Below are 19,692 nucleotides of genomic sequence, written 5' to 3' on the forward strand. Positions count from 1 at the left end.
ACGCTGTTCAGGAGACACAACAATGATGCTCGCCGCCCTGGCCCTGGTCGCCATCGTCACCCAGGATAGCGCCGCCCTGCGCGCCGCACCGCGCGATTCGGCCCAGCAGCAAGCCGTGCTGTGGCAAGGCGACAGCCTGGAAGTGCGCGGCGAGAAGATGGACTATCTGCAGGTCTACGACCACCGGCGCGAACGCGGCGGCTATATCCGTGCCTCGCAAGTACGGACCCAGTCGCTGGAGCCGAAAGACGCGCCCGACCTGCTGGCAGTGGTGCGCTTCCTGCGCGACACGCCGGGGGCCGAGGCGCTCGGCATCAGCTACGCCGCGGCCTACCTGAAAGCCGCACCGGCCGAGGCCATCGGCCCCGAACCCTTCGATGCGCTCGGCACCATGGCGGACCGCCTGGCGCGCCGCGCCTCCGCCAAGCGGGGGAAAACCGACGACGCCGTATTGTCGGCCCACCTGGAAGTGGCATCCAGCTACGGCATAGCCATGCAGGGTTTCGAGCGCGACGGCCGCGTCCAGCTGTGCTACAACGGTGAAGCCTTCCGCCGCGTGCTGGCCATGAAATCGAATGACGGCCAACGCGCCCGCGCCGCCCTGGCGCTGACCCGGCCCGAATGCGTAGACCCTAACATCACGCCCACCGACCGCAACAGCCTCGACGCCTGGCGCGCCGACGTCCTCGACCGCGTGCAACTGACAGAATTGCCCGAATACGAGAAAAACCGCCTGCACCTGCGCCGCGCCGGCGTCTGGGCCAGCATCGCCTTCGAGCGCGCCAGGCTGCGCCAGCCTGCCCAGGACGCAGCCAACCGCGCCTTGCAGGAACTGGCAGCAGTCAACAAGACAGAAATCGCCGAGCCGGACGCGGCCGCCTATACCGACGCCGCCGTGCGCGTCGCCGCCTCGCGCTGGGCAGCTGAACCCGAACCCGTCGCCGCTACCGCCGGCGGCCTGGCGGTCATCACCGCACCGGGTGAAAGCGGCGAAACCTGCGTCACGCTGGTAGATGCCAAGCACGATCAAAAAAATCCGCTCTTCAAACGCTGCACCTACGGTCTGGTCTGGAAAGCATCGGTCAGCGTCAACGCCCAGCAAAGCGCACTGGCGCTGGCTGTGCAGCCGCTCGACTCATGGCGCGAGCTGTGGGTATTCCATCAAGGAGACAAAGGATGGAGCGTCGACATCCTGCCGCCGGCCGCCAACGCGCCCGATGTCGGCTATCTGGAGTTCGCCGGCTGGGTGCCCGGCAGCGCGAAGATGCTGGCGGTGCGCGAGGCGCGCGTCGACGGACACTTCAAACGCAGCTTTGAAGTGCTACGGATGGATTCCATGGATGTCGAAAAACAGGCCGACAACCCGCGCTCGCTGAGCTTGTTTTACAAATGGCAGGATCCGGCCTGGAAACGGGGTACTTTGAGCCTGCGGTGATGAATGCAGAGGGATCGCTCATAAGTAGTCATCGATTGACGAAATTGATTAAGTATGCGATCTTGGCATCCATGATATTTTTCTACGCACAAACACCAGCGATTATTCGCACCATTCAGACAATGGTGGGATAGCGCTTGTTTTGCAGTAGCTAAAAACCCGCCCTCGAGGCGGTTTTTTTTCGACTGCTTCCTGGGAGTCCCCCAAGCAAACAGGAGGTGTGAATGAAAACCAATGCTCCAACCCTGCACATGGTCTGCGGGAAAATCGCGTCCGGGAAATCGACCTTGGCCCGGCAACTCGCTGACCAGCAAAAGACATTGCTCATCAGCGAAGATGAATGGCTGAGCCGGCTTTATCCAGGCGAGATCAGCGCATTGAACGATTATGTACGGTGCTCGGCCAGACTGCGCGACGTCATGGGCAAGCATATCGAGCAGCTGCTTCATGCAGGAAACTCAGTCGTCCTGGACTTTCCGGCGAATACGCCAGGCACCCGCCAGTGGATGCGAGACGTCTTTGAGAATGCCGGCGTTGCCCATTGCCTCCATTATCTGAACGTCTCGGATGAAGAGTGCAAATTACGGCTGCGTCGCCGCAATCAAGAAGGTTCGCATCGATTCACGACCAGCGAAGCGGAATTTGATGCGATCACCCACTACTTTGTCGCACCGTCCAGCGATGAGGGCTTCAACGTCGTTGAGGAATGATTTGATCCGTGCATGCGAATTCAGATGATCGGATACAATCTCCCCAACCTTGGAAAAACATCCAATCCAATCAAATTGACTGCATTTGTCACAATTGTGATCGGATTGGTTATTTTTATCCAATAGCTGCAGACTATAATTTTCATGTCTTCCCTCCCCATTTATAGCGAGCCATCAAGCCATGAAATTGACCAGCCAGAGTTTTTCCGACAACACCGCCATTCCCGGCGAGTTCGCCTTTGCGGTAATCGATCCCGCAACGCATATCGCGCTATCCAGCAACCGCAATCCTCATCTGTCCTGGAGCGAGGCGCCCGCCGGCACCCAATCGTTCGCCTTGATCTGTCACGATCCGGACGTCCCGAGCAGTGGCGAGGACGTAAACCAGGAAGGCCGGGAAGTTCCGTCGTCGCTGCCGCGCGTTGATTTCTTCCACTGGCTGTTGCTGGACATTCCTTCGGCAACGCGTGAAATCCTCGCCGGCAGCCACAGTGACGGCGTTGTACCAGGCGGCAAAGCCGGCCCTGCAGCGCCCGATGGCTGGCGTCATGGCATCAACAGCTATACCGACTGGTTTGCCGGCGATGAACAGATGAGAGGCGACTATCACGGCTACGATGGCCCATGCCCACCATGGAACGACACGCTGCTGCATCATTATGTGTTCACGCTATATGCACTCGACCTGCCCGGCCTAAGCGTCAATGCTCCCTTGAACGGCGCCAGCCTGCGCGACGCGCTCGCTGGCCACGTGCTGGCGGAAGCCAGCCTTACCGGAACCTACACGCTTAATCCCCATTTGCAAAAAAAGTGAGGCATTTGCAGGCATATGAAAGCGATCGCAGACGACGGATCGACATCCGCCCCGCCCAAGCCGGCTGAGCGTGCCGGAGAAACCATGTGGCAGTTGCCATCAGGTGCTCTGGTCGCTCGCCGCGGGCTGTGCACGCTTGCCCAGCCGTGCCTGCGCCGGCCACAGCATGCGCGCGGTTTCCGCTTTTTCGACGCCACGCTGCTGCTGCTGGTTTCAGGCCAGATGACGCTCGACGATGGCGAAGTTGTGCTGGTATTGAATGATCCCTTGACGCTCACGGCAATGGCGCAAAACGCCTGCGCAGACATCAAGAAAATCCCTGGCGGCGCCGACCAGACATTTCGCTCCGTGTTCCTGGCGTTTGCACCGGAGGTGATCCATGAATTCCACCGGCGCCATGAGAACGACATGCAGCCATCCCCGACAGTCGCTCACGGCTGCCAGATAGCGCTCGACAGCGATCTTGCCGATACGCTGCAGCATTGCCTGCGCGGCATGTATTCGGCAAAGCTCAGCGAGCGCGAACAAATGCATCGCCTGCTTGGCTTGCTGCTTGCCCTGGCTGAGCGCGGCTGCCGTTTTTCCCGTCCCTCGACGCAACGCATCGGCGATCGCCTGAAAGCTTTGCTCGCCGACGCCCCCGCACATCAATGGACCACCGCCAAGGCCGGCCAGGAACTTGCCATGAGCGAAGCCACGCTGAGGCGACGGCTGGCTGCCGAAAATTTGCGCTTCGAAACCCTGCTGCTGGATATTCGCATGCATCACGCGATGAGCCTCCTGCAGACCACCGGCTGGGGCGTTCAGCAGATTGCGGAAGCCTGCGGATATCGCGCCAGCTCGCGATTCTCCCTGCGCTTCCGAGAACGTTTCGGATGCTCGCCGTCGCAGGTGCGATGATTTTTCCAGCTCACCCTTATGCATCACATTTGAGGTTATTCAGACTTCTCTGTGGGCAAAGGGGGACCTATCCTTGCCAAGAGTTAGGGTGGGCACGCTTTTGTGCCCACGCGGATGCCGCTACAGCGTGGGCACAAAAGCGTGCCCACCCTACACACGAAAGCATTTTTTGCTCCCATAGAGAAGTCAGATGAATCAAATTTAATGACGATGGAATTGCATATGACAGCAGACAAGCATTTTTACGAACCGTCCAAAGGACATGGATTGGCGCACGATCCCTTCAACGCGATTGTCGGCCCGCGCCCGATCGGCTGGATCGCGTCGCATGCGGCCAACGGCGCGCTGAACCTCGCGCCCTACAGTTTCTTCAATGCGTTCAACTACACGCCGCCCATCATCGGCTTTGCCAGCGTCGGCCGTAAGGACAGCTTGATCAATATTGAGCAAACCGGTGAATTTGTCTGGAACCTGGCGACCCGTCCTCTGGCGGAGGCAATGAATCTCAGTTCAGCGGCGGCGCCGCCCGACACAGACGAATTTAGCCTGGCCGGCCTCACTCCCGTGCCGGGACGTATCGTCAAGGTGCCGCGCGTGGCAGAAAGCCCGGTGGCGTTCGAGTGCCGCTGCAGCCAGATACTGCAATTGACCAGCGCCGCCGGCGGCAAAGTTGAAACCTGGCTGGTGCTGGGCGAGGTGGTCGGCGTGCACATCGATCAGGCGCTGCTGAAAAACGGCAGTTACGATACGGCGGCCGCGCATCCGATCCTGCGCGGCGGCGGGCCAGCCGACTATTTCGAAGTGCTGGAGGAATCCTTGTTTCATATGCGACGCCCGGCATATCCTTGATATCCCGGCGCAGCGGGATAACACCGCTGCGCTGATCGTCAAGCTTACTTGGCGTGCGGTCCACCGATACCCCAGCCGCCGGTACTGCACAGGGCATCAAAGTCGTGCGCAAGATCAGCCAGGGCGATCGCCCCCAGCCTCTCTATGATTAGTGTTTCCGCCTGGCGTAATACATCATCCAGCGCGGCGTTGACTACGCGCTCGACAGCACACTCAGGATTATCGCTCTCGTTGCCGATGGCAAAAACCTGCGGGCCGCCGACGGCCTTGTGAACATCCAGCAGCGTGATTTTTTTCAGATCGCAAACAATCGTCCAGCCGCCGCCGTGCCCCTTTTCCGAGCGCACGTACCCCGCTTCCCGCAGGCCCGCCATGGTGCGCCGGACCACCACCGGATTGGTATTGAGCATGCGGGAAATCTGCTCGGACGTGAACGGCTGGTCGTGCCGCGCCATGTGCAGCAAGACATGCAGCATGCGGGAAAGTCGGCTGTCGCTTCTCATCGGGTACGCCTAAAAGTTGAATGGGCCAGTAATAGCAGCCGAATGTAACATTATAAGTTGCAAGAGCACCACTCTCAAGTTATCATGGAACTTCAATAGTTTCGTGACATGGATCACGCAAGGGAATTCCGTACGCGCCTGCCTTGGCAGCGCAATCGGGCCAGCCTGCGCCTCACTCCTGTCCATCAGTGGAAACCAATCATCGAAAGGAGCATTCATGCAGTATGACGTGATTATTATTGGAGGAAGCTATGCCGGCCTGGCGGCGGGAATGCCGCTGGCGCGCGCACGCCGCAAGATCCTGGTAATAGATGGCGGACAGCGGCGCAATCGTTTTGCACAGCACTCACACGGCTTCCTTACCCAGGATGGCGCAGACGCAGGCGCAATCGCAGCCAAGGGGCGCGAGCAACTGCTCGCCTACGACACCGTACACTGGCTGGAAGGGAAAGCCAGCAGCGCCGAACGAACCGAACATGGCTTTCGCGTCCAGATCGAAGGCATGCAACCCCAGGAAGCCAGGCGGCTGGTGCTGGCGACCGGGGTCGTCGATCTGCTGCCGGATGTGCCCGGTCTGGCCGAACGCTGGGGCAGCCACGTATTCCACTGCCCCTATTGCCACGGTTACGAGCTGAACCAGGGACAGATCGGCGTACTCGCAAGCTCGCCCATGTCGATGCATCTGGCGCTGTTGCTGCCCGACTGGGGAACGACGACGTTCTTCTTGAACAGCGCCTTCGAACCAGACGATGAACAGCTTCAGAAACTCAAGGCGCGCGGCGTCAGGCTGGAACGCAGCCGCATAAGCCGGATCGAAGGCGCGCTTGACCTGATCATGCAAGACGGCCGCGTGGTGAAGCTTGACGGACTGTTCACGGCAACCAGGCTGGAGGCGGCCAGTCCGATCGCCGCCATGCTCGGCTGCGAATTTGACGACGGACCGCTCGGCCGCACAATCAAGACCGATCTCATGAAGGCAAGCACAGTGCAAGGTGTTTACGCCTGCGGCGACGCGGCACGGCCGGGCGGTTCGCTGCCTTTAGCGGTCGGCGACGGCACGATGGCGGGCGCTGCCGCGCATCAGTCACTGATCTTTGGCGGCTATTGAACGCTATGGGAGTGCGGCGCCAGGCGCTTCTGCAGGAGCAACCACAGCGCCGTCTATGCCATGCCGCGCCAATGCCGCGGCGACAAACCCGTCAGCTTTCATGTCTTCCACGAACTGCGCAAGATAGGCTGCAGCCTCGGCTCCCCTGCTCTTGGGCACACCCATCGCCTGGCGGATCACCATGAAGCGCTGGTCCAGCAGCCGCAGTCCGCTGAGGCGCCGAGCGTCGGCCTCAAGCTGCTGCTTCACCCCGGCAGCCACCTCGGCATGCGTTTCAATAAAGGTATCGACGACCGTGGGAGAAGAAGGAGATCGCAGGATCTCCGCTTGCTTCAATTCGCGCGTCAGGTACAGGTCGTAGGCGCTGCCGGCACCCACCACCACGCGCATGCCTGGCGCATCAACTTCCTCATTGCGGCGGATAGGAGAATCGTCTTTGACCAGATAGAAACCTTCGATCAGGACATAAGGCGGCGTGAAGGCAATCTGGGCGCCGCGTTTAGGGTCGATTGCAAAGAAGCCGATGTCCGCATTGCCGGCAGCGACGGCATCTACCGATTTTCCGGCGGTATCAACCACCAGCAGCTCAAGCTCCAGCCCCAGCCGAGACGCGAACTCTCGCGCCAGATCGACCGACACTCCGCGTGGCGCTCCAGACGCGTCTTTACCGGCCAGAATCGGATTGCCCAGGTTGATGGCGGCGCGCAGCTTGCCGGTAGGTGCGAAAGCAGGCCTCAATGCATTTGCCACGCCCGGAGTCGCAGCGCCGGCGCCAGCCGCCGCTGGCGGCATGGCCATCGCCGTTGCCGACAATGCACCTGCGATCAACAGGCCGCGCCGGGATATCTTGATGTCGCTGAAGTGGTCCATGCTGTTCGCATCCTCAAGGCTAATAGATTGGCGGCGCGGAAGGCGTGCCGCCCAATTGCAGACACCGCAATAAAATACCACATTACCCATTTTTGAAAATTTCAGAGAACACGGCAAAAGCATCACCCGTTTTTCCGTCGCGCATAAGCTACGCAGCTAACTGAGGTCAGAGTGAACTTTCTGCGCGCCTTTTGCAGAAACTTCACTCTGCCCCCACTTCGCGGACTACGAAGCGCACACCTCGCTGCCAGAAAAATCTGCGTAACGCATCCTGTCTTTTTCCGAATCCGTCATCAGTGACCTCGCGTCCAGGCTCCTGTCAGAACTGACAGGTGTATTTCCATTTTTTTTAACCGATACTCGCTGCTGACACATGCCTTGCTGACATATCGAGCGTGTCGTCGATAGCCATACCCGTGCTACCTAAGCATTCCATGCTGCCCACAAGGCAGTTCACCAATCAAGAAAGGTGCTACTCATGAAAATTCTTTTCGCCCTGAAAAACAAGCTCTCCTCGAAGAAAAGCCTGAAGGCATTTGCCTGGTATATCTGGTACTGATACCGGCAAACCATTATCTGATCACAGGAATGCGGTTGGAGATTCCACCGGCGTTTGGTGAAATCCCAATCGCTCCTCCGTACGAGGACATTCGTCTCACGGAGACCATCGATGTCTAGTACCGGCAAGAGCACCCGAACCACCGTTTTTACGCCGCGCCTCCAGGCCCTCTTGCACGACCATTGCGGTGAAGACCTCTTCCGGCTGGATGACAGCACCGTTGGCGTCGCCGGCACCGCCCTGACCCATCAGATCCTCAGCGCCAGGCCGGCCACCGAATTCGAGCGCCCGACATTCAAACCCCTGCACGGGCGCTCCATACCTCGTACCGATGCCGCCAAGCTGATGCAAGCCATCGGCAGCGATGTGCGGGCGGCATTGAAAACGCCTGCATCAAAAACAACCGACCTCTCCGGCGCATGGCCGCATGTCGGCCACGTCTATCTGCGCGATCTCCTGCTCGGCGCCGACCCATACCGGCTGCGCATCCTCATGGACCGCGCGCTGGAACTGACGCCCAAACTGACCTGGGCGCTGATTGCCGCCGGCGCAGTGCCGTCCGTGCCGCTACGCCCGGGAGCATCCGCCATCGCCAAACTGACCGCCAATGCCGCGACCTACAACGACCGCCGCTATGCCATGGGCCTCTACCGGCGCACCGCCGCCCCGGTCTGCTTCACCATCTCCACGCTGGTCGCCAACGCACTGTGGCTAGGCTCGCCATTTGACGACGACACATCGAACCGGAACATCCTGCATGAAGCCATGCGGCTGCTGCCGCCGTCATGGAACATCTTGCGCAACGCCTCCCCCGAATATACCGCCCTCGATTCCCGCATCGGCCCGAACGACGACATCCTGATCTTGCCGTTTCTCAGCCATCGCGACCCGGCAATCTGGGACGACCCCGACCAGTTCCGCCCCGAGCGCTGGGACAGCATCGACCCCGACCAGCAGCCCGGCTACCTGCCGTTCGGCCATACATCCGAACGCTGCTGGGGGCGGCACATGGTGATGCCGCTGGCTGAGAGGCTGCTTGATATCCTGCGGGGCAATGGTCTTGCGGTCAGTCCGCGGCAAATTACGGCTGAGGTGCCGCTTACCGGGTTGCTTGGGGTCTTTCAAGTCAACATCAGCAGGCAATGAACTGCGCGAGACTTTCGCACGTCGGTAGTCCCTTTCCCAGAAGGCATCAATGCTCTCCGTGACGATCGCCACCGCGGCAGACGGCACACATGCGGTCGCTCCCGACAACGTCAAGCGTGCCGACGTGGCCAGACCAACGCTTTCGACTCCACTGTTCGATATATCAGCGTTTTGCTTTTCGCCCAAACCCGCCGTCTTCGGTCGCAGTCTTGATAGGATGACGCTGCGAACGCTCAGGCTTTTTGGGGGCGAAAAAAATGCCCGCGAACCTTGCGGCAGCGGGCTGAATCCAAAACTTAGGGAGAGTTGGAGGAGACGAATTCAATATAGTCCGGCCATACCAACTCTTCACGTCTATTTACAGCCTTTTACAGCAGCAACAGTTCCTTACAACTGGCGAAAGAAAAGGCCCCGGGCCGATGAAAACGCTGGGCTTTGCTATACCGTTCAACCGAAGGTTCTAGGCAGTAACCTCGCTCAAAGCCGCTTTACGAGTATTCTGTCCAGGAGCTTGGGTATGGAAGAAGTCAATCGTTTGCCCTTCGGCACACGCAAAATAACGATCAACCGAGTCAAGAGTCACCGTCGCACCGAAGTGCTTCCCGTTGCCAACGGATGGATCACCACCCATTGTTGCGTTGTTGATGGTTACAATCCCTTGATTTCGATTTATGGCTGCTTGCAGTACTTCCTGTACATTTACAACCTGGCTTTGATCTTGATTTCCCCCGTTGAGGGCACCATACACAGCAAATTTTACGGTAAGGACTGTCATAATAATTAACCTCCCATTTTTATAAAAATGATCGCATCAAATATATTGTCACCGTAGTGACAGCACGAGGCCTAGCCGTTGCATCGTAGTTTGACTATCCCCACACAACTTGAAATCGCAATTAGTCGATCACAGTGGGAGATTGCAATGCGCGATGCAACCAATACAGAGTAGTCTAATAAACTGGGAAAGCATCTGTTAAATGTGACAGGCGGGTTAACATCGACAGCCTGTCCAGACTGCCGACGTATTTAGCGTTCTTCACGATTAGGCAAAAGTAGAAGCGAAGACTCACCTAGGACTCCCCTAATGGTTTGAACGCAGTTGAAGTGGGCCATTGCTCCATGCTCGATAACACGCTTGCCTATTGGCTCGATGGTTATTTCCACGCATTCAAATTTTTTCTGACGCTGTTTTCCCATTCCAATATCAACTTTATTAGTTTCGCTTCCGTTTTTGCTCCACTGCCGCATCGCTTTCTTTGCGCCTATGTGCGCACGCCTATACAACCAACAAGAGATCGATGCAGAATACAAAAAGCCTCGAACCAGTGAAGGTGCGAGACTTTGAAATTTGGTGCCGGCGGCGAGGAGCGGTCGCTTTTACGAAGATCGTGCGGGCTTATCTCTGTTTATTTGCATCCAAAACTGATAATCATCTAGCCGTCCTCCTTCGGCAAGCGCCGAGCAGTAAAGTCATGGTGCGAACCTCACTTTACCCAGGAGAACGGCGATGTTATTTTGCGGCATAGACCTTCATTCGAACAACTGTTTCGTCGTCATCAGCGATGACGACGACAAGGTCCTGTATTCCAGGCGCCTGCCCAATAATTTGGATCAGATCTGCGCAGCACTGGATCCGTATCGAACGAATTTGTTCGGCGTGGTCGTGGAGTCGACCTATAACTGGTATTGGCTTGTCGATGAATTAATTGAAGCAGGTTACCCGCTGCACCTGGCCAACACTACTGCGATCAAGCAATACGATGGGCTCAAGCATCGCGGCGACGAATCAGATGCCCGCCATCTGGCGCATATTCTGCGACTGGGATTGCTGCCTGAAGGTCATATCATGCCGCGGGCTACACGCGCGGTTCGTGATCTGGCGCGCAAGCGTATGCAACTGGTCCAGCAGCGTACGACGCAGATCGTTTCGATCGAAACCTGTCTGGCGCAGCAAACCGGAGGGCGTCTCTCCACTAACGACGTGAAACAGTTAACCGATGCCCATGTAGACGCTATGTCGTTCGGTGCGGCCGATTCAATGGGGCTCAAAGCAAATCTGGCGGTGATGCAGGCACTACAAACGCAAATCGATACTATCGAAAAGGCATTGTCGAAACATTGCCGCAGCAATCCGGGATATCGATTACTCAAAACCGTCTCCGGTATCGGGCCGATCCTCGCCACAGTCATTCTTCTCGAAACCGGCAGCATCGAACGATTTGCGGATGTTGGCAACTACGCCTCTTATTGCCGCTGTGTAGACAGCGTTCATGTCTCGAATGGAAAAAAGAAAGGCGAAGGCAACACGAAGAACGGGAATCGCTATCTGGCTTGGGCTTACGTTGAAGCTGCCAATTTTGCGATTCGTTACTGCGAGCCGGCGCGCAAATTCTATCAACGCAAGAAAGCCAAGCGCAACAGCATCGTCGCCATCAAGGCAGTGGCGCACAAGCTGGCGCGCGCCTGCTTCCACATGTTAAAGACAGGAGAGCAGTTCTCAATTGAGCGCTGCTTTGCGTAAGGTTGGCAACGGCCGGCAAGCCAGAACGTGGGTTGGACTTCGAGCCATCAAAAACTGATTGGACTCCGTGCCGTTTGCCATTGTTGTTTGGTCCGAAGGAAATGAATCGTCCGACATGTGAGCCACAAGGGTCTGGAACTGCGATGCAGAAGCCATAGAACTGTCCCACAATTGGACACAGGCCGGTACCGAGATGCTTCTGGGGCAGTTGAACTGCCAGGGCGAAGACAGTAGTAATGCTTCTGCTTGATCCATATGGGTGACTGGTGCGATTCACGCAACCATACACTGAAGCAAAGGGCACGAAGTCAGCCAACAGGACGTGACGGCGATGGCTTGATGAATTTGAGATATCGCGAAATATTGCGAGTGGTAAGTTCGTACCCTTGACAACGGACGGCTAATGGATGACCCACGTATAGACCACAATCCTACTCGATATAGTGAATGGGAGATTGGAGTGATCGACGTGGCATTATTAGATATTATTCGACGCTGGCATCTTCGTGACCAGGTCTCCTTGCGGGAGATCGCCAGGCGCTTGGGGATCTCCAGAAACACCGTCAGATGCTATCTACACTCAGAAATCGTAGAGCCGGCTTATCGGGATCGACGCACTCCCAATGCTCTTGATCAGTACGCCTTCAAACTTTCATTCTGGCTTAAAACCGAAACGACAAAATCTCGAAAACAGCGGCACAGCTTAAGACAGATCCATGTTGATTTATGTGAGCTAGGCTTTGAGGGATCCTACGACCGGGTTGCCGCCTTTGCGCGACAGTGGCGAGTGGATTAGTTGGACAGGGTCAATTCTGCAAGCAAAGGAACACCGTGCACCAACATTCCTCTCACCACAACGCCATTTACAGTTATCTTAAATGCCAGGTACTGGATCACAAGGACCCGCGCAGTACTCAGCGATACAACCATCTGGAGATCGATATGCCCGACCGTTGCCGTCGGGAAGATCGGCCGGAAATCGACATGATGGCAAGAAAATCCCCCCAGAAACGAAAAAAGCCACCGATTAAGGTGGCTTTGATTTCTTGTCCATGCTCTGAAACCCGCATGGATACTACGTGTACTGGCGAGGGTGGGATTCAAATCATATTCTCCAGCCCTTATAAATAAACGACTTCCTCCGTTGAAATATAAAAAGAACCCCCAGAAGTACCCCCAAATTATTTTGCTACCCAGTCTAAATTGACTAGTGCTTTTATACGCTGATTACTCACGCTCAATCTTTCAAAAAAATTTAACGACTGTTGGAAAATTGAGACGTATTGCGTTTATTAGCGGATGAACGAGCTCATTGCATCACTACAGCTATCTATTTTTAATGGGAGCAATGGGGGCAGATTATTAAATCGGCCAGTGGGCCTTACACGTACGGAGAAAAGCTGCCTCCAGGAACTCGCTCCCGAATCTTAAAACCCGCCCCCAGAAATGCAAAATTATGTGGGCTAACTTTTAAGATCGGCAAGATTACCGCCGTCAATTTACTCATTATTTAAAATTGTAGCGAACTCGGTCGCCATCCGTAAAACCAATGCGCGCTTCGACTCAGATAAGTTTTGTAGACATGCGATCAGGCTCGCAGCTTGGTCACTTGGATGATTAGAAGTATCCCGCAACAGATCTTCCATTGGGAAATCCAAAGCTCCAGCCAACGTAGATAGTCTCCCAAGAGATGGCGATATCCCCCCCGTTTCCAAGCGCGAAACGCTCTCTTTCTCGATTCCCAGCCTTTCCGCCAGTTCTGCCTGGGTCAATCTCAATTCTTTACGCCTTGCCGCCAAACGTGCGCCAACCAGTTTGGAGAGATGCTTGTCGCGCTGTTTTGCCTGATCTTCCAAGAGGAGTCCCTCCATGTCATTCGATGACATGGAGTGTTGGCTCATCTCAACCCCACATAAATGACATATAATGCAATTTATGACGTAATATGCATTTTTCAAAGTTTTTTTTACTCAACGAGATAAAAACTCCAATTCATGCGAATTGCCTCGCCAAAACTCTATGATTAAATTGAATTTACCCCCCATCGAAGAAGTGAGGCACATTGTTCTTGATATGATGCCTGTGATCGCACCCAATGCCGATCCTGAGACCATTCAAAAATCCATTATCTTTGCCGAGAATCTTGTCGTGTTGTTTCATCTTGCAAAGTTCGGAGCAACGACGGAAACAGTCTTAAAGATAATGTTGTCAGGGATGATTTCGACCACTGATTTTGCCGATAGGGATTGGCATTAGGAGATTTGAAAAACAAGCCAAACGCCATTGACGGCACAGCAGACCATGTCATCGCGACGCTCTGCGGGCAAGGCAATTATTCCATGATTTCATATCGCTGATCGCAGTCCCCCCCACGCCTGCCGGCTTCGTTAAATGCACTGCTTTTAACGCAGTTAGCAAAAATGCCAAGTCCCCAACGTGCACGGGGTTCGCGGGGGAACTTACTGCAACGGTTTGACGCAAAATGACGCACTTTTGAACTGAACCCTTGCAACTGGACCAGGCTGGGGAACCCGCTTTTTCGTCTTTTTCGTGCCTAATTTCTTCTTTTGGTCGAATCCAATGCGGCGGCATTCAGGACACCATAATCCCCTGTGGGCGTACATGTCTGCTTACCGTGATCCCAATTAATAGATTTTCCTAGTAGAAAACTCAACATCTAGGGCTATCAGAAAACGAATTACTTTACTGAAAAGGCCCTACCTCAGAGTCAAATATTTCTTTCAGTCGAATGCTGTCTTGCCCCATGACAAAATGAATGAACTGTTCTGCCGGCATGGGTTTTCCCAAATAATATCCTTGCATCATGTCGCATGAATGATTTCTCAGGAAATTAAGTTGGTACTCATTTTCCACTCCCTCGGCTACAACTTCCAGGCGCAAACTATGTGCCAGCGCAATAATACTTTTAACGATGGCGGCGTCGTCCAGGTCATGAGGAATGTCGTGCACGAAAGACTGATCTATTTTGATGATATCGACAGGAAAGCGTTTTAGGTAAGCAAGCGAGGAATAACCGGTACCGAAATCGTCGATAGTCAGTCGTACCCCGAGAGAGTGCAGCCGATGCAGTGCCTGTAAATTATCTTCGGCGTTTTCCATCAGAGTACTCTCAGTGATCTCCAGTTCAAGTAAATGCGGGGGTAAGCCGGTTTCCACCAGGACCTGTTCCACAGTAGCAGTAAAATCCGATTTTAGCTGTCGCACAGAAATATTCACAGCCATCCTCATTGCCGGCATGCCCGATTTGATCCAGCTTTGTAACTGAACACATGCGGTACGCATCACCCAGGCGCCAATGATATTGATCAGGTCGGTTTCTTCTGCAAGCGGGATGAATTCTTTGGGAGCAAGCATGCCTCGGGTCGGATGCTGCCAACGCACCAATGCTTCCATGCCAACGATGTGACCTGAATCGAAGCGGACTTGCGGCTGATAAAACACCTGCAGTTCTTTCCGACTCAAGGCATCGCGCAAATCGCTTTCCAAGCGCATGTGTTCAGACATTGAGTGTTCCATGGAAGCTTCGAAAAACATGAAACCGGAACTGGCTTTCTTGGCACGGTACATTGCGGTATCGGCATGTTGCAGCAACGTTCCCACATCGGCGCCGTCCTGAGGATAGAGAGAAATACCGATACTGGCGCTGACGACGATACCGTGGCCAGCGATCAGAAAGGGCTTGGATAAGGATTGGCAAATTTTCTGGGCAACGATAGTTGCTATATTCGAAGTCGCCATATCCGCCAGCACGACGGTGAATTCATCGCCACCCAAACGGGCTACGCAGTCGACGACGCGCACGCTACGCTGAATTCGGCGTGCCACGGCTATCAACAATTGGTCACCGATATCGTGACCGAGCGTGTCATTCACGTATTTGAAACGATCCAGATCCAAGAACAGCACTGCCGCGCCATTCCCGCTCCGCTGCGCCTGTTCAATACAGCGCTTTAGCTGATCAAAAAACATGGCCCGGTTCGGCAAGCCGGTCAACGAATCGTTGAAGGCCAAGTCGCGCACTCGCCTCTCTGCGCGATTGGCTTCGACAATGCGACGCACCCGTTGCGGCAGGACGGCAAAGTGGATCGGCTTGGGTATATAGTCGCTGGCGCCGGCGGCGAACGCACGCTCTACCGACAGATTGTCTTCCAGGCCAGTAATGATCAATATAGGAATGTTTTGACGATTGGGCAGCTCTTGCATTCGAGCGCAAGCGGTAAAGCCATCCATGACCGGCATCACGGCATCCATCAATATGACGTCTGGCTTTATACGCCTGAGGACACGTAATGCCTGGGCGCCATTTTCTGCCTCCGCCACCCGGAAACCGTCTCTTAACAAAGTATAGCGTAGGGCACTGCGGGTGCTGCGATCATCATCGACCACCAGCACCAAGGCACTACCTTCCGTCGGCTTTGTGCTGAAATAGTTTTTACTTGATACCTCACTGAAAAGCAAAGCTGCTACATCGTCGAACGCTGTACGCAATTGCGATAGCAAAGGATGAATCTCATCGATCTGCCCAGCCAGCTCCAGTTCTTCTACTTTCTTCGCCAACTGGGTCATAGTGGTGGCTCCCAGGTTGCCGCTGCTACCCTTGATGGCATGAGCCAACGAGCGCACTGTATCTGCGTCTTTCTGTGCTACAGCCTTCTCCAGTTGTTCTAGATTGAGCGGCATATCTTCCAGATAGGGCGTTACCGCATGTTGCAAGCTGGGCCCCAATATCTCTCGCAGTTTATCGAATACGGTTCGATCCAAAGGGCTGCCTTCAGCCTCGACCAGGTTAGCCGCCATCAACACCGTTTCAGGCTCCGTTGCCTTAGATCCGGCAGCTTGAATCAGCCAGCGCTCCAGCTTGTGCCGCAATTCAATCAAAGTGATTGGCTTTGCTAAGTAATCATCCATCCCTGCGGCCAAGCATTTTTCCACATCGCCGCTCTGGGTATTGGCAGTCATGGCGACGATTGGCGTGTGCCGCGCTCCAGATTCTTCGATATTCCGGATTCGCGCTGTGACCTCATATCCATCCATCTCAGGCATATTGCAATCCATGAGAATTAGGTCAAAATGGTTGCGCCGAATGGCCTCAATCGCCTCCCAGCCGTTGTCGACGCATTCGCAGAAACAATCGCTCATGACAAGCATGCCGGTAGCTACCACTTGATTGGTGCGATTATCATCGACTACCAATACTCGGTATTTCGTCACCTTGGCAGGCAGTGCGTCCGGCAGATGTGCGGCAAAGATATCGGCGGTGTCTGATTTTCGGTCCGGCCGCGCCGGCTGAATTGCCTCCAATAAGCGCTGCAGGCGTAGCGGCTTGTCCAGATAGGCGTCGATCTCTTTAAATTGTGCGTCTTTCGATGCCCAAAAATGCTGCAACAGCAGCAGGCGTGCCGTCGATAACGCAGGCACGGTTCGGATATACTGCAACAGGTCCGCGTCTTCGCCTTCTACCTGGGTGCGTTCGATGATGATCAGCTCATATGCCGTTTGCGTCGCCCGTCCCAGCTCTTCCCGCGCTTCCGCTGCACTGCAAGCTATGCGGCAATGCATCCCGCGGCTTGCCAGGCTCTGCATCAGAAATCTACGTACGATCTCGCTTTTTGCTGCAATCAGGACACGCATCCCATGCAAGTCCGGCTCCGGCGCCGCCAAGGCTAGCATCTCAGCCGACTGACAAACAATCGTGAACCAGAATGTGGCGCCTTGGCCTGGCGCGCTGGCCACCCCAATCTTGCCTCCCATCAGCTCCACCAGCTGTTTACAAATCGCCAGGCCAAGGCCGGTGCCGCCATACTGGCGAGCGGTTGCACTGTTCGCCTGGGCGAAGGAGTCGAATACATGGATAGCCGCATCCTGGTCCATACCAATCCCGGTGTCGCTCACTTCAATCCTCAGGCTGAAGCGTTCGCCGTTCTCCTCATTGCGGGAAATGCGCACCGCCACCTGGCCGTGTCCGGTAAATTTCAAAGCGTTTCCAACCAGGTTGATAAGAACCTGCCGCAAGCGCATTGAGTCGCCTTTGATCCGTTCCGGAACGTCAACTGCCAGCAGATAGCCGAGATCCAGCTCTTTTTCCCGGGCCTGCTTGGCCAACAAATCAAGGACTTCTTCCACCAACTTGCGCAAGTCAAAGTCGATCTGTTCCAGTACAAGCTTGTTAGCCTCCATCTTGGAAAAATCGAGAACATCGTTGATCAGATCGATTAGCGTATGCGCCGAACTCCAGGCCACCTCAACGCATTCCAGCTGTGACTTGCTGAGCCGCATTTCCCTGAGCATGTCCAGCATTCCCACCACGCCACTCAATGGTGTGCGCACTTCATGGCTGACAGTGGCCGCGAATTGGGCCTTCATCATTGCCGCGTGCAATGCCTGATCGCGTGACTGCTTTAATTCGATCTCACGCTCTTCCAGCACGGTCATCATTTTATTGAAAGCCTGTGCCATGTCTATGATGTCGCGCGGTCCCTCACGAGCTGCACGCATGCCCGACTCGCCAGCCTCAGCACGCCCCATTAGCTCGGACAACGCATTCAAAGGCCGGAGCAAATTGCGCGCCAAAAGGCGCATAATTCCCAGCAAGATGAGGGCAAAGGAGAGCGTAATTGCCAGATTTACCATCAGCAAGGAGAATACTAAGCGATTCATGGTTCCCTTGCCCAGCACGATATACACATATCCAAGAAGCTGCGGCTTTTTCTCCTGCAAATCGAACGGCGATGCAGCTTCATGGCCTTGATAGACCGGTGCGCCAAAGCGCCATTCCTTATCATCTTCCTGTTCCAACGTGGCTTCGGTGAGGGCGATACCGTGCTGCGGCCCTGGATTCGGCTTTTCTGTCCCGCCGGTTTTCGTTTCGAACAGCAAAACTTGGTGAGCAGTATCGGTAATCTCTACTTGCAGGACATCAGGAAACGCCAGCGTAGTGGCAACCTCTTCACGGACATTGTCCGCGGAATGGTAAAGCAAGGCCAGGGTGCTCTGGCGCGCCAGATTCTCTGCAATATGCCGCCCTTGCTCAATCAGATAACCCCGCACGCTGCGGTTGGTTTGCCAGGAATTCATCAAGGAGGAAAATACTGCCAGGGCCAGAATTGAAATGGTGACAATCGCCATCAACTGACGGCGAAACCCGGTGCGGCGTAAATAGGCTTGCAACATGGTGAACCCGTCAAGATTAGGAAAAAAATGGCGTCGCATACTGGCTGGCCGCGCGGATTGCATTTATATTGAATGGACAATCTCGTAGTTAAGGCTCCGGAAAAACGAAATCAAAACTGCGTTGTTGCTGATAATCGAGATTCAAGCCGATGTGGCTGGCGGTGCGCAGATTGACTGCCGTCAGCACTTCGCGCAGCGGGGACACGCCGCGCTTGCGCAAATCTCCAGACAGCGCCCCCAAGGCGGAACTGGCCAGATCGCGTCCCAGGCCCAGGTTGTTAGGGTACAAGGCGAACATGACACCTTTTTTGACATGCAGGAAGCTGCTGGAAAAGACAGGTAGCCCCTTGCTCCAGGATTCCTTCAGGACCAGCGGCAAGATTGTTTCATCATCGACCGTAGTGCTGTCCTGAGGCAGCCAGATTGCGTCCTGACGGCTATCGGCGCTGGCGAAAACAGCGTCGTAGAGATGTGCGGCTGACGCCAGGTCATGGGCTTCGCGCGCGATCAGTTCCAGTCCTTGCACCTTGGCAGCCTCGCGCGCGAGTTTGATCAGCCAGTCGCTATGCTGCGGATCGTAGATCACGGTCACTCTCTTTATGCTGGGCAGCAATTTTTTCAATAGTGAGAACAACAGAGCCGGATCCGGTGTCAAGCTGATGCCGGTCAGGTTGCGGCTCTCGTTTTCTGGCACCGATAGCACGCCACCGACCACCACCGCTATCTCCGGCGCCAATCCGGATGCAACCTTCAATCCTTGACGTCCCAGCGCTATCACCACCTTGACTCCACCGCGGTTCAACTGTGCATTTAGGTCCACAACATTGCTGTTTGGGCCGACGGGATAAGTGCTTATCGGTGTTTTTACTTGCTCTTGAATACCTTCGATGATCTTCGAAAAGATACTGCGATAAGGCTCCCCAATGTCTGGATAAATGACCGCAATCGCACCTTTGCCATCCAGAATTTCCTGTCGCCTTGCCGGTTCCAGGGTGGCCATGGCGGCCATCATCAACGGTTTGAGTTCATGGTGCGCAACGCGTATCTCAGTCATGTTTTCCTGTCGGTCCGACAAGCCGTTGACGA

The 19,692-nt window shown here is 55.3% G+C and carries 17 protein-coding genes and 1 pseudogene; 12 read left to right on the plus strand and 6 right to left on the minus strand.

What is annotated here, in order from left to right:
- Positions 1–22 precede the first annotated feature (22 nt).
- From VNZ65_RS25235 to VNZ65_RS25255, 5 genes are all read left to right on the plus strand, one after another.
- Positions 23–1,435: a hypothetical protein gene (locus VNZ65_RS25235; RefSeq protein WP_325674047.1), complete on the plus strand. Its 1,413-nt coding sequence runs from the start codon at positions 23–25 to the stop codon at positions 1,433–1,435.
- Positions 1,436–1,659: 224 nt separating this feature from the next.
- The gene (locus tag VNZ65_RS25240; protein WP_325674049.1) at positions 1,660–2,145 is read left to right on the plus strand and encodes an ATP-binding protein; all 486 of its coding nucleotides are present in this window, start codon (positions 1,660–1,662) and stop codon (positions 2,143–2,145) included.
- A 181-nt stretch (positions 2,146–2,326) separates the two neighbouring features.
- Positions 2,327–2,959, plus strand: coding sequence for a YbhB/YbcL family Raf kinase inhibitor-like protein (locus VNZ65_RS25245; RefSeq protein ID WP_325674051.1), 633 nt, complete (start codon positions 2,327–2,329; stop codon positions 2,957–2,959).
- Positions 2,960–2,974: 15 nt separating this feature from the next.
- Positions 2,975–3,859 carry a helix-turn-helix transcriptional regulator gene (locus VNZ65_RS25250; protein WP_325674053.1) on the plus strand — a complete coding sequence of 295 codons (885 nt, stop codon included), beginning with the start codon at positions 2,975–2,977 and terminating at the stop codon, positions 3,857–3,859.
- A gap of 222 nt (positions 3,860–4,081) precedes the next feature.
- The gene (locus VNZ65_RS25255; RefSeq protein WP_325674055.1) at positions 4,082–4,708 is read left to right on the plus strand and encodes a flavin reductase family protein; all 627 of its coding nucleotides are present in this window, start codon (positions 4,082–4,084) and stop codon (positions 4,706–4,708) included.
- Positions 4,709–4,752: 44 nt separating this feature from the next.
- On the opposite strand, the gene VNZ65_RS25260 is transcribed toward VNZ65_RS25255, so the two are convergent.
- Complete coding sequence (locus VNZ65_RS25260) at positions 4,753–5,211, minus strand: Rrf2 family transcriptional regulator (protein ID WP_325674057.1); 459 nt, start codon at positions 5,209–5,211, stop codon at positions 4,753–4,755.
- Between the two features lie 217 nt (positions 5,212–5,428).
- On the opposite strand from VNZ65_RS25260, the gene VNZ65_RS25265 reads away from it, so the two are divergent.
- A complete protein-coding gene (locus VNZ65_RS25265) occupies positions 5,429–6,319 on the plus strand; it encodes an NAD(P)/FAD-dependent oxidoreductase (protein WP_325674059.1) in 891 nt (296 codons plus the stop codon).
- Between the two features lie 3 nt (positions 6,320–6,322).
- Here the strand turns inward: VNZ65_RS25265 and VNZ65_RS25270 are convergent, their stop codons facing one another.
- On the minus strand, positions 6,323–7,111 hold the full coding sequence (locus tag VNZ65_RS25270; RefSeq protein WP_325674087.1) for an ABC transporter substrate-binding protein: 789 nt from the start codon (positions 7,109–7,111) through the stop codon (positions 6,323–6,325).
- A 556-nt stretch (positions 7,112–7,667) separates the two neighbouring features.
- Between VNZ65_RS25270 and VNZ65_RS25415 the strand changes: the two genes are divergently transcribed.
- The 5 genes and pseudogenes from VNZ65_RS25415 to VNZ65_RS25290 form a co-directional block, all read left to right on the plus strand.
- A complete protein-coding gene (locus tag VNZ65_RS25415; RefSeq protein ID WP_414649219.1) occupies positions 7,668–7,748 on the plus strand; it encodes a tryptorubin family RiPP precursor in 81 nt (26 codons plus the stop codon).
- 111 nt (positions 7,749–7,859) lie between these two features.
- Complete coding sequence (locus tag VNZ65_RS25275) at positions 7,860–8,894, plus strand: cytochrome P450 (protein ID WP_325674061.1); 1,035 nt, start codon at positions 7,860–7,862, stop codon at positions 8,892–8,894.
- A 58-nt stretch (positions 8,895–8,952) separates the two neighbouring features.
- The gene (locus tag VNZ65_RS25280; RefSeq protein ID WP_325674063.1) at positions 8,953–9,678 is read left to right on the plus strand and encodes a hypothetical protein; all 726 of its coding nucleotides are present in this window, start codon (positions 8,953–8,955) and stop codon (positions 9,676–9,678) included.
- A gap of 723 nt (positions 9,679–10,401) precedes the next feature.
- Positions 10,402–11,415, plus strand: a complete 1,014-nt coding sequence (locus tag VNZ65_RS25285) for an IS110 family transposase (RefSeq protein ID WP_325674065.1) — start codon at positions 10,402–10,404, stop codon at positions 11,413–11,415.
- A 460-nt stretch (positions 11,416–11,875) separates the two neighbouring features.
- Positions 11,876–12,199 (plus strand): annotated as a pseudogene (locus VNZ65_RS25290) (helix-turn-helix domain-containing protein); the annotation flags it as partial.
- Between the two features lie 8 nt (positions 12,200–12,207).
- Here the strand turns inward: VNZ65_RS25290 and VNZ65_RS25295 are convergent.
- Entirely contained in the window at positions 12,208–12,519 is a 312-nt protein-coding gene (locus tag VNZ65_RS25295) for a hypothetical protein (protein ID WP_325674067.1), read from the minus strand.
- Positions 12,520–12,914: 395 nt separating this feature from the next.
- Positions 12,915–13,316 (minus strand): helix-turn-helix domain-containing protein, encoded by a 402-nt coding sequence (locus VNZ65_RS25300; RefSeq protein ID WP_325674069.1) that lies wholly within the window; start codon positions 13,314–13,316, stop codon positions 12,915–12,917.
- A gap of 118 nt (positions 13,317–13,434) precedes the next feature.
- Between VNZ65_RS25300 and VNZ65_RS25305 the strand changes: the two genes are divergently transcribed.
- On the plus strand, positions 13,435–13,671 hold the full coding sequence (locus tag VNZ65_RS25305; RefSeq protein ID WP_325674071.1) for a hypothetical protein: 237 nt from the start codon (positions 13,435–13,437) through the stop codon (positions 13,669–13,671).
- Positions 13,672–14,118: 447 nt separating this feature from the next.
- Here VNZ65_RS25305 and VNZ65_RS25310 read toward each other — a convergent pair whose 3' ends face one another.
- Complete coding sequence (locus VNZ65_RS25310; protein ID WP_325674073.1) at positions 14,119–18,606, minus strand: EAL domain-containing protein; 4,488 nt, start codon at positions 18,604–18,606, stop codon at positions 14,119–14,121.
- Positions 18,607–18,694: 88 nt separating this feature from the next.
- On the minus strand, positions 18,695–19,660 hold the full coding sequence (locus VNZ65_RS25315) for an ABC transporter substrate binding protein (RefSeq protein WP_325674075.1): 966 nt from the start codon (positions 19,658–19,660) through the stop codon (positions 18,695–18,697).
- Between the last annotated feature and the right edge of the window lie 32 nt (positions 19,661–19,692).

The sequence above is a fragment of the Collimonas sp. genome, assembly GCF_035566555.1.
In the GTDB taxonomy this organism is placed as follows: domain Bacteria; phylum Pseudomonadota; class Gammaproteobacteria; order Burkholderiales; family Burkholderiaceae_D; genus Collimonas.

Bases quoted from the DNA above. Each gene is read 5' to 3' on its own strand.
- VNZ65_RS25250 (WP_325674053.1), top strand. From the start codon at position 2,975: ATGAAAGCGATCGCAGACGACGGATCGACATCCGCCCCGCCCAAGCCG.
- VNZ65_RS25275 (WP_325674061.1), top strand. From the start codon at position 7,860: ATGTCTAGTACCGGCAAGAGCACCCGAACCACCGTTTTTACGCCGCGC.
- VNZ65_RS25415 (WP_414649219.1), top strand. From the start codon at position 7,668: ATGAAAATTCTTTTCGCCCTGAAAAACAAGCTCTCCTCGAAGAAAAGC.
- VNZ65_RS25240 (WP_325674049.1), top strand. From the start codon at position 1,660: ATGAAAACCAATGCTCCAACCCTGCACATGGTCTGCGGGAAAATCGCG.
- VNZ65_RS25305 (WP_325674071.1), top strand. From the start codon at position 13,435: ATGATTAAATTGAATTTACCCCCCATCGAAGAAGTGAGGCACATTGTT.
- VNZ65_RS25245 (WP_325674051.1), top strand. From the start codon at position 2,327: ATGAAATTGACCAGCCAGAGTTTTTCCGACAACACCGCCATTCCCGGC.
- VNZ65_RS25255 (WP_325674055.1), top strand. From the start codon at position 4,082: ATGACAGCAGACAAGCATTTTTACGAACCGTCCAAAGGACATGGATTG.
- VNZ65_RS25260 (WP_325674057.1), bottom strand. From the start codon at position 5,211: ATGAGAAGCGACAGCCGACTTTCCCGCATGCTGCATGTCTTGCTGCAC.
- VNZ65_RS25270 (WP_325674087.1), bottom strand. From the start codon at position 7,111: ATGCCGCCAGCGGCGGCTGGCGCCGGCGCTGCGACTCCGGGCGTGGCA.
- VNZ65_RS25235 (WP_325674047.1), top strand. From the start codon at position 23: ATGATGCTCGCCGCCCTGGCCCTGGTCGCCATCGTCACCCAGGATAGC.
- VNZ65_RS25300 (WP_325674069.1), bottom strand. From the start codon at position 13,316: ATGAGCCAACACTCCATGTCATCGAATGACATGGAGGGACTCCTCTTG.
- VNZ65_RS25285 (WP_325674065.1), top strand. From the start codon at position 10,402: ATGTTATTTTGCGGCATAGACCTTCATTCGAACAACTGTTTCGTCGTC.
- VNZ65_RS25265 (WP_325674059.1), top strand. From the start codon at position 5,429: ATGCAGTATGACGTGATTATTATTGGAGGAAGCTATGCCGGCCTGGCG.
- VNZ65_RS25315 (WP_325674075.1), bottom strand. From the start codon at position 19,660: ATGACTGAGATACGCGTTGCGCACCATGAACTCAAACCGTTGATGATG.
- VNZ65_RS25310 (WP_325674073.1), bottom strand. From the start codon at position 18,606: ATGTTGCAAGCCTATTTACGCCGCACCGGGTTTCGCCGTCAGTTGATG.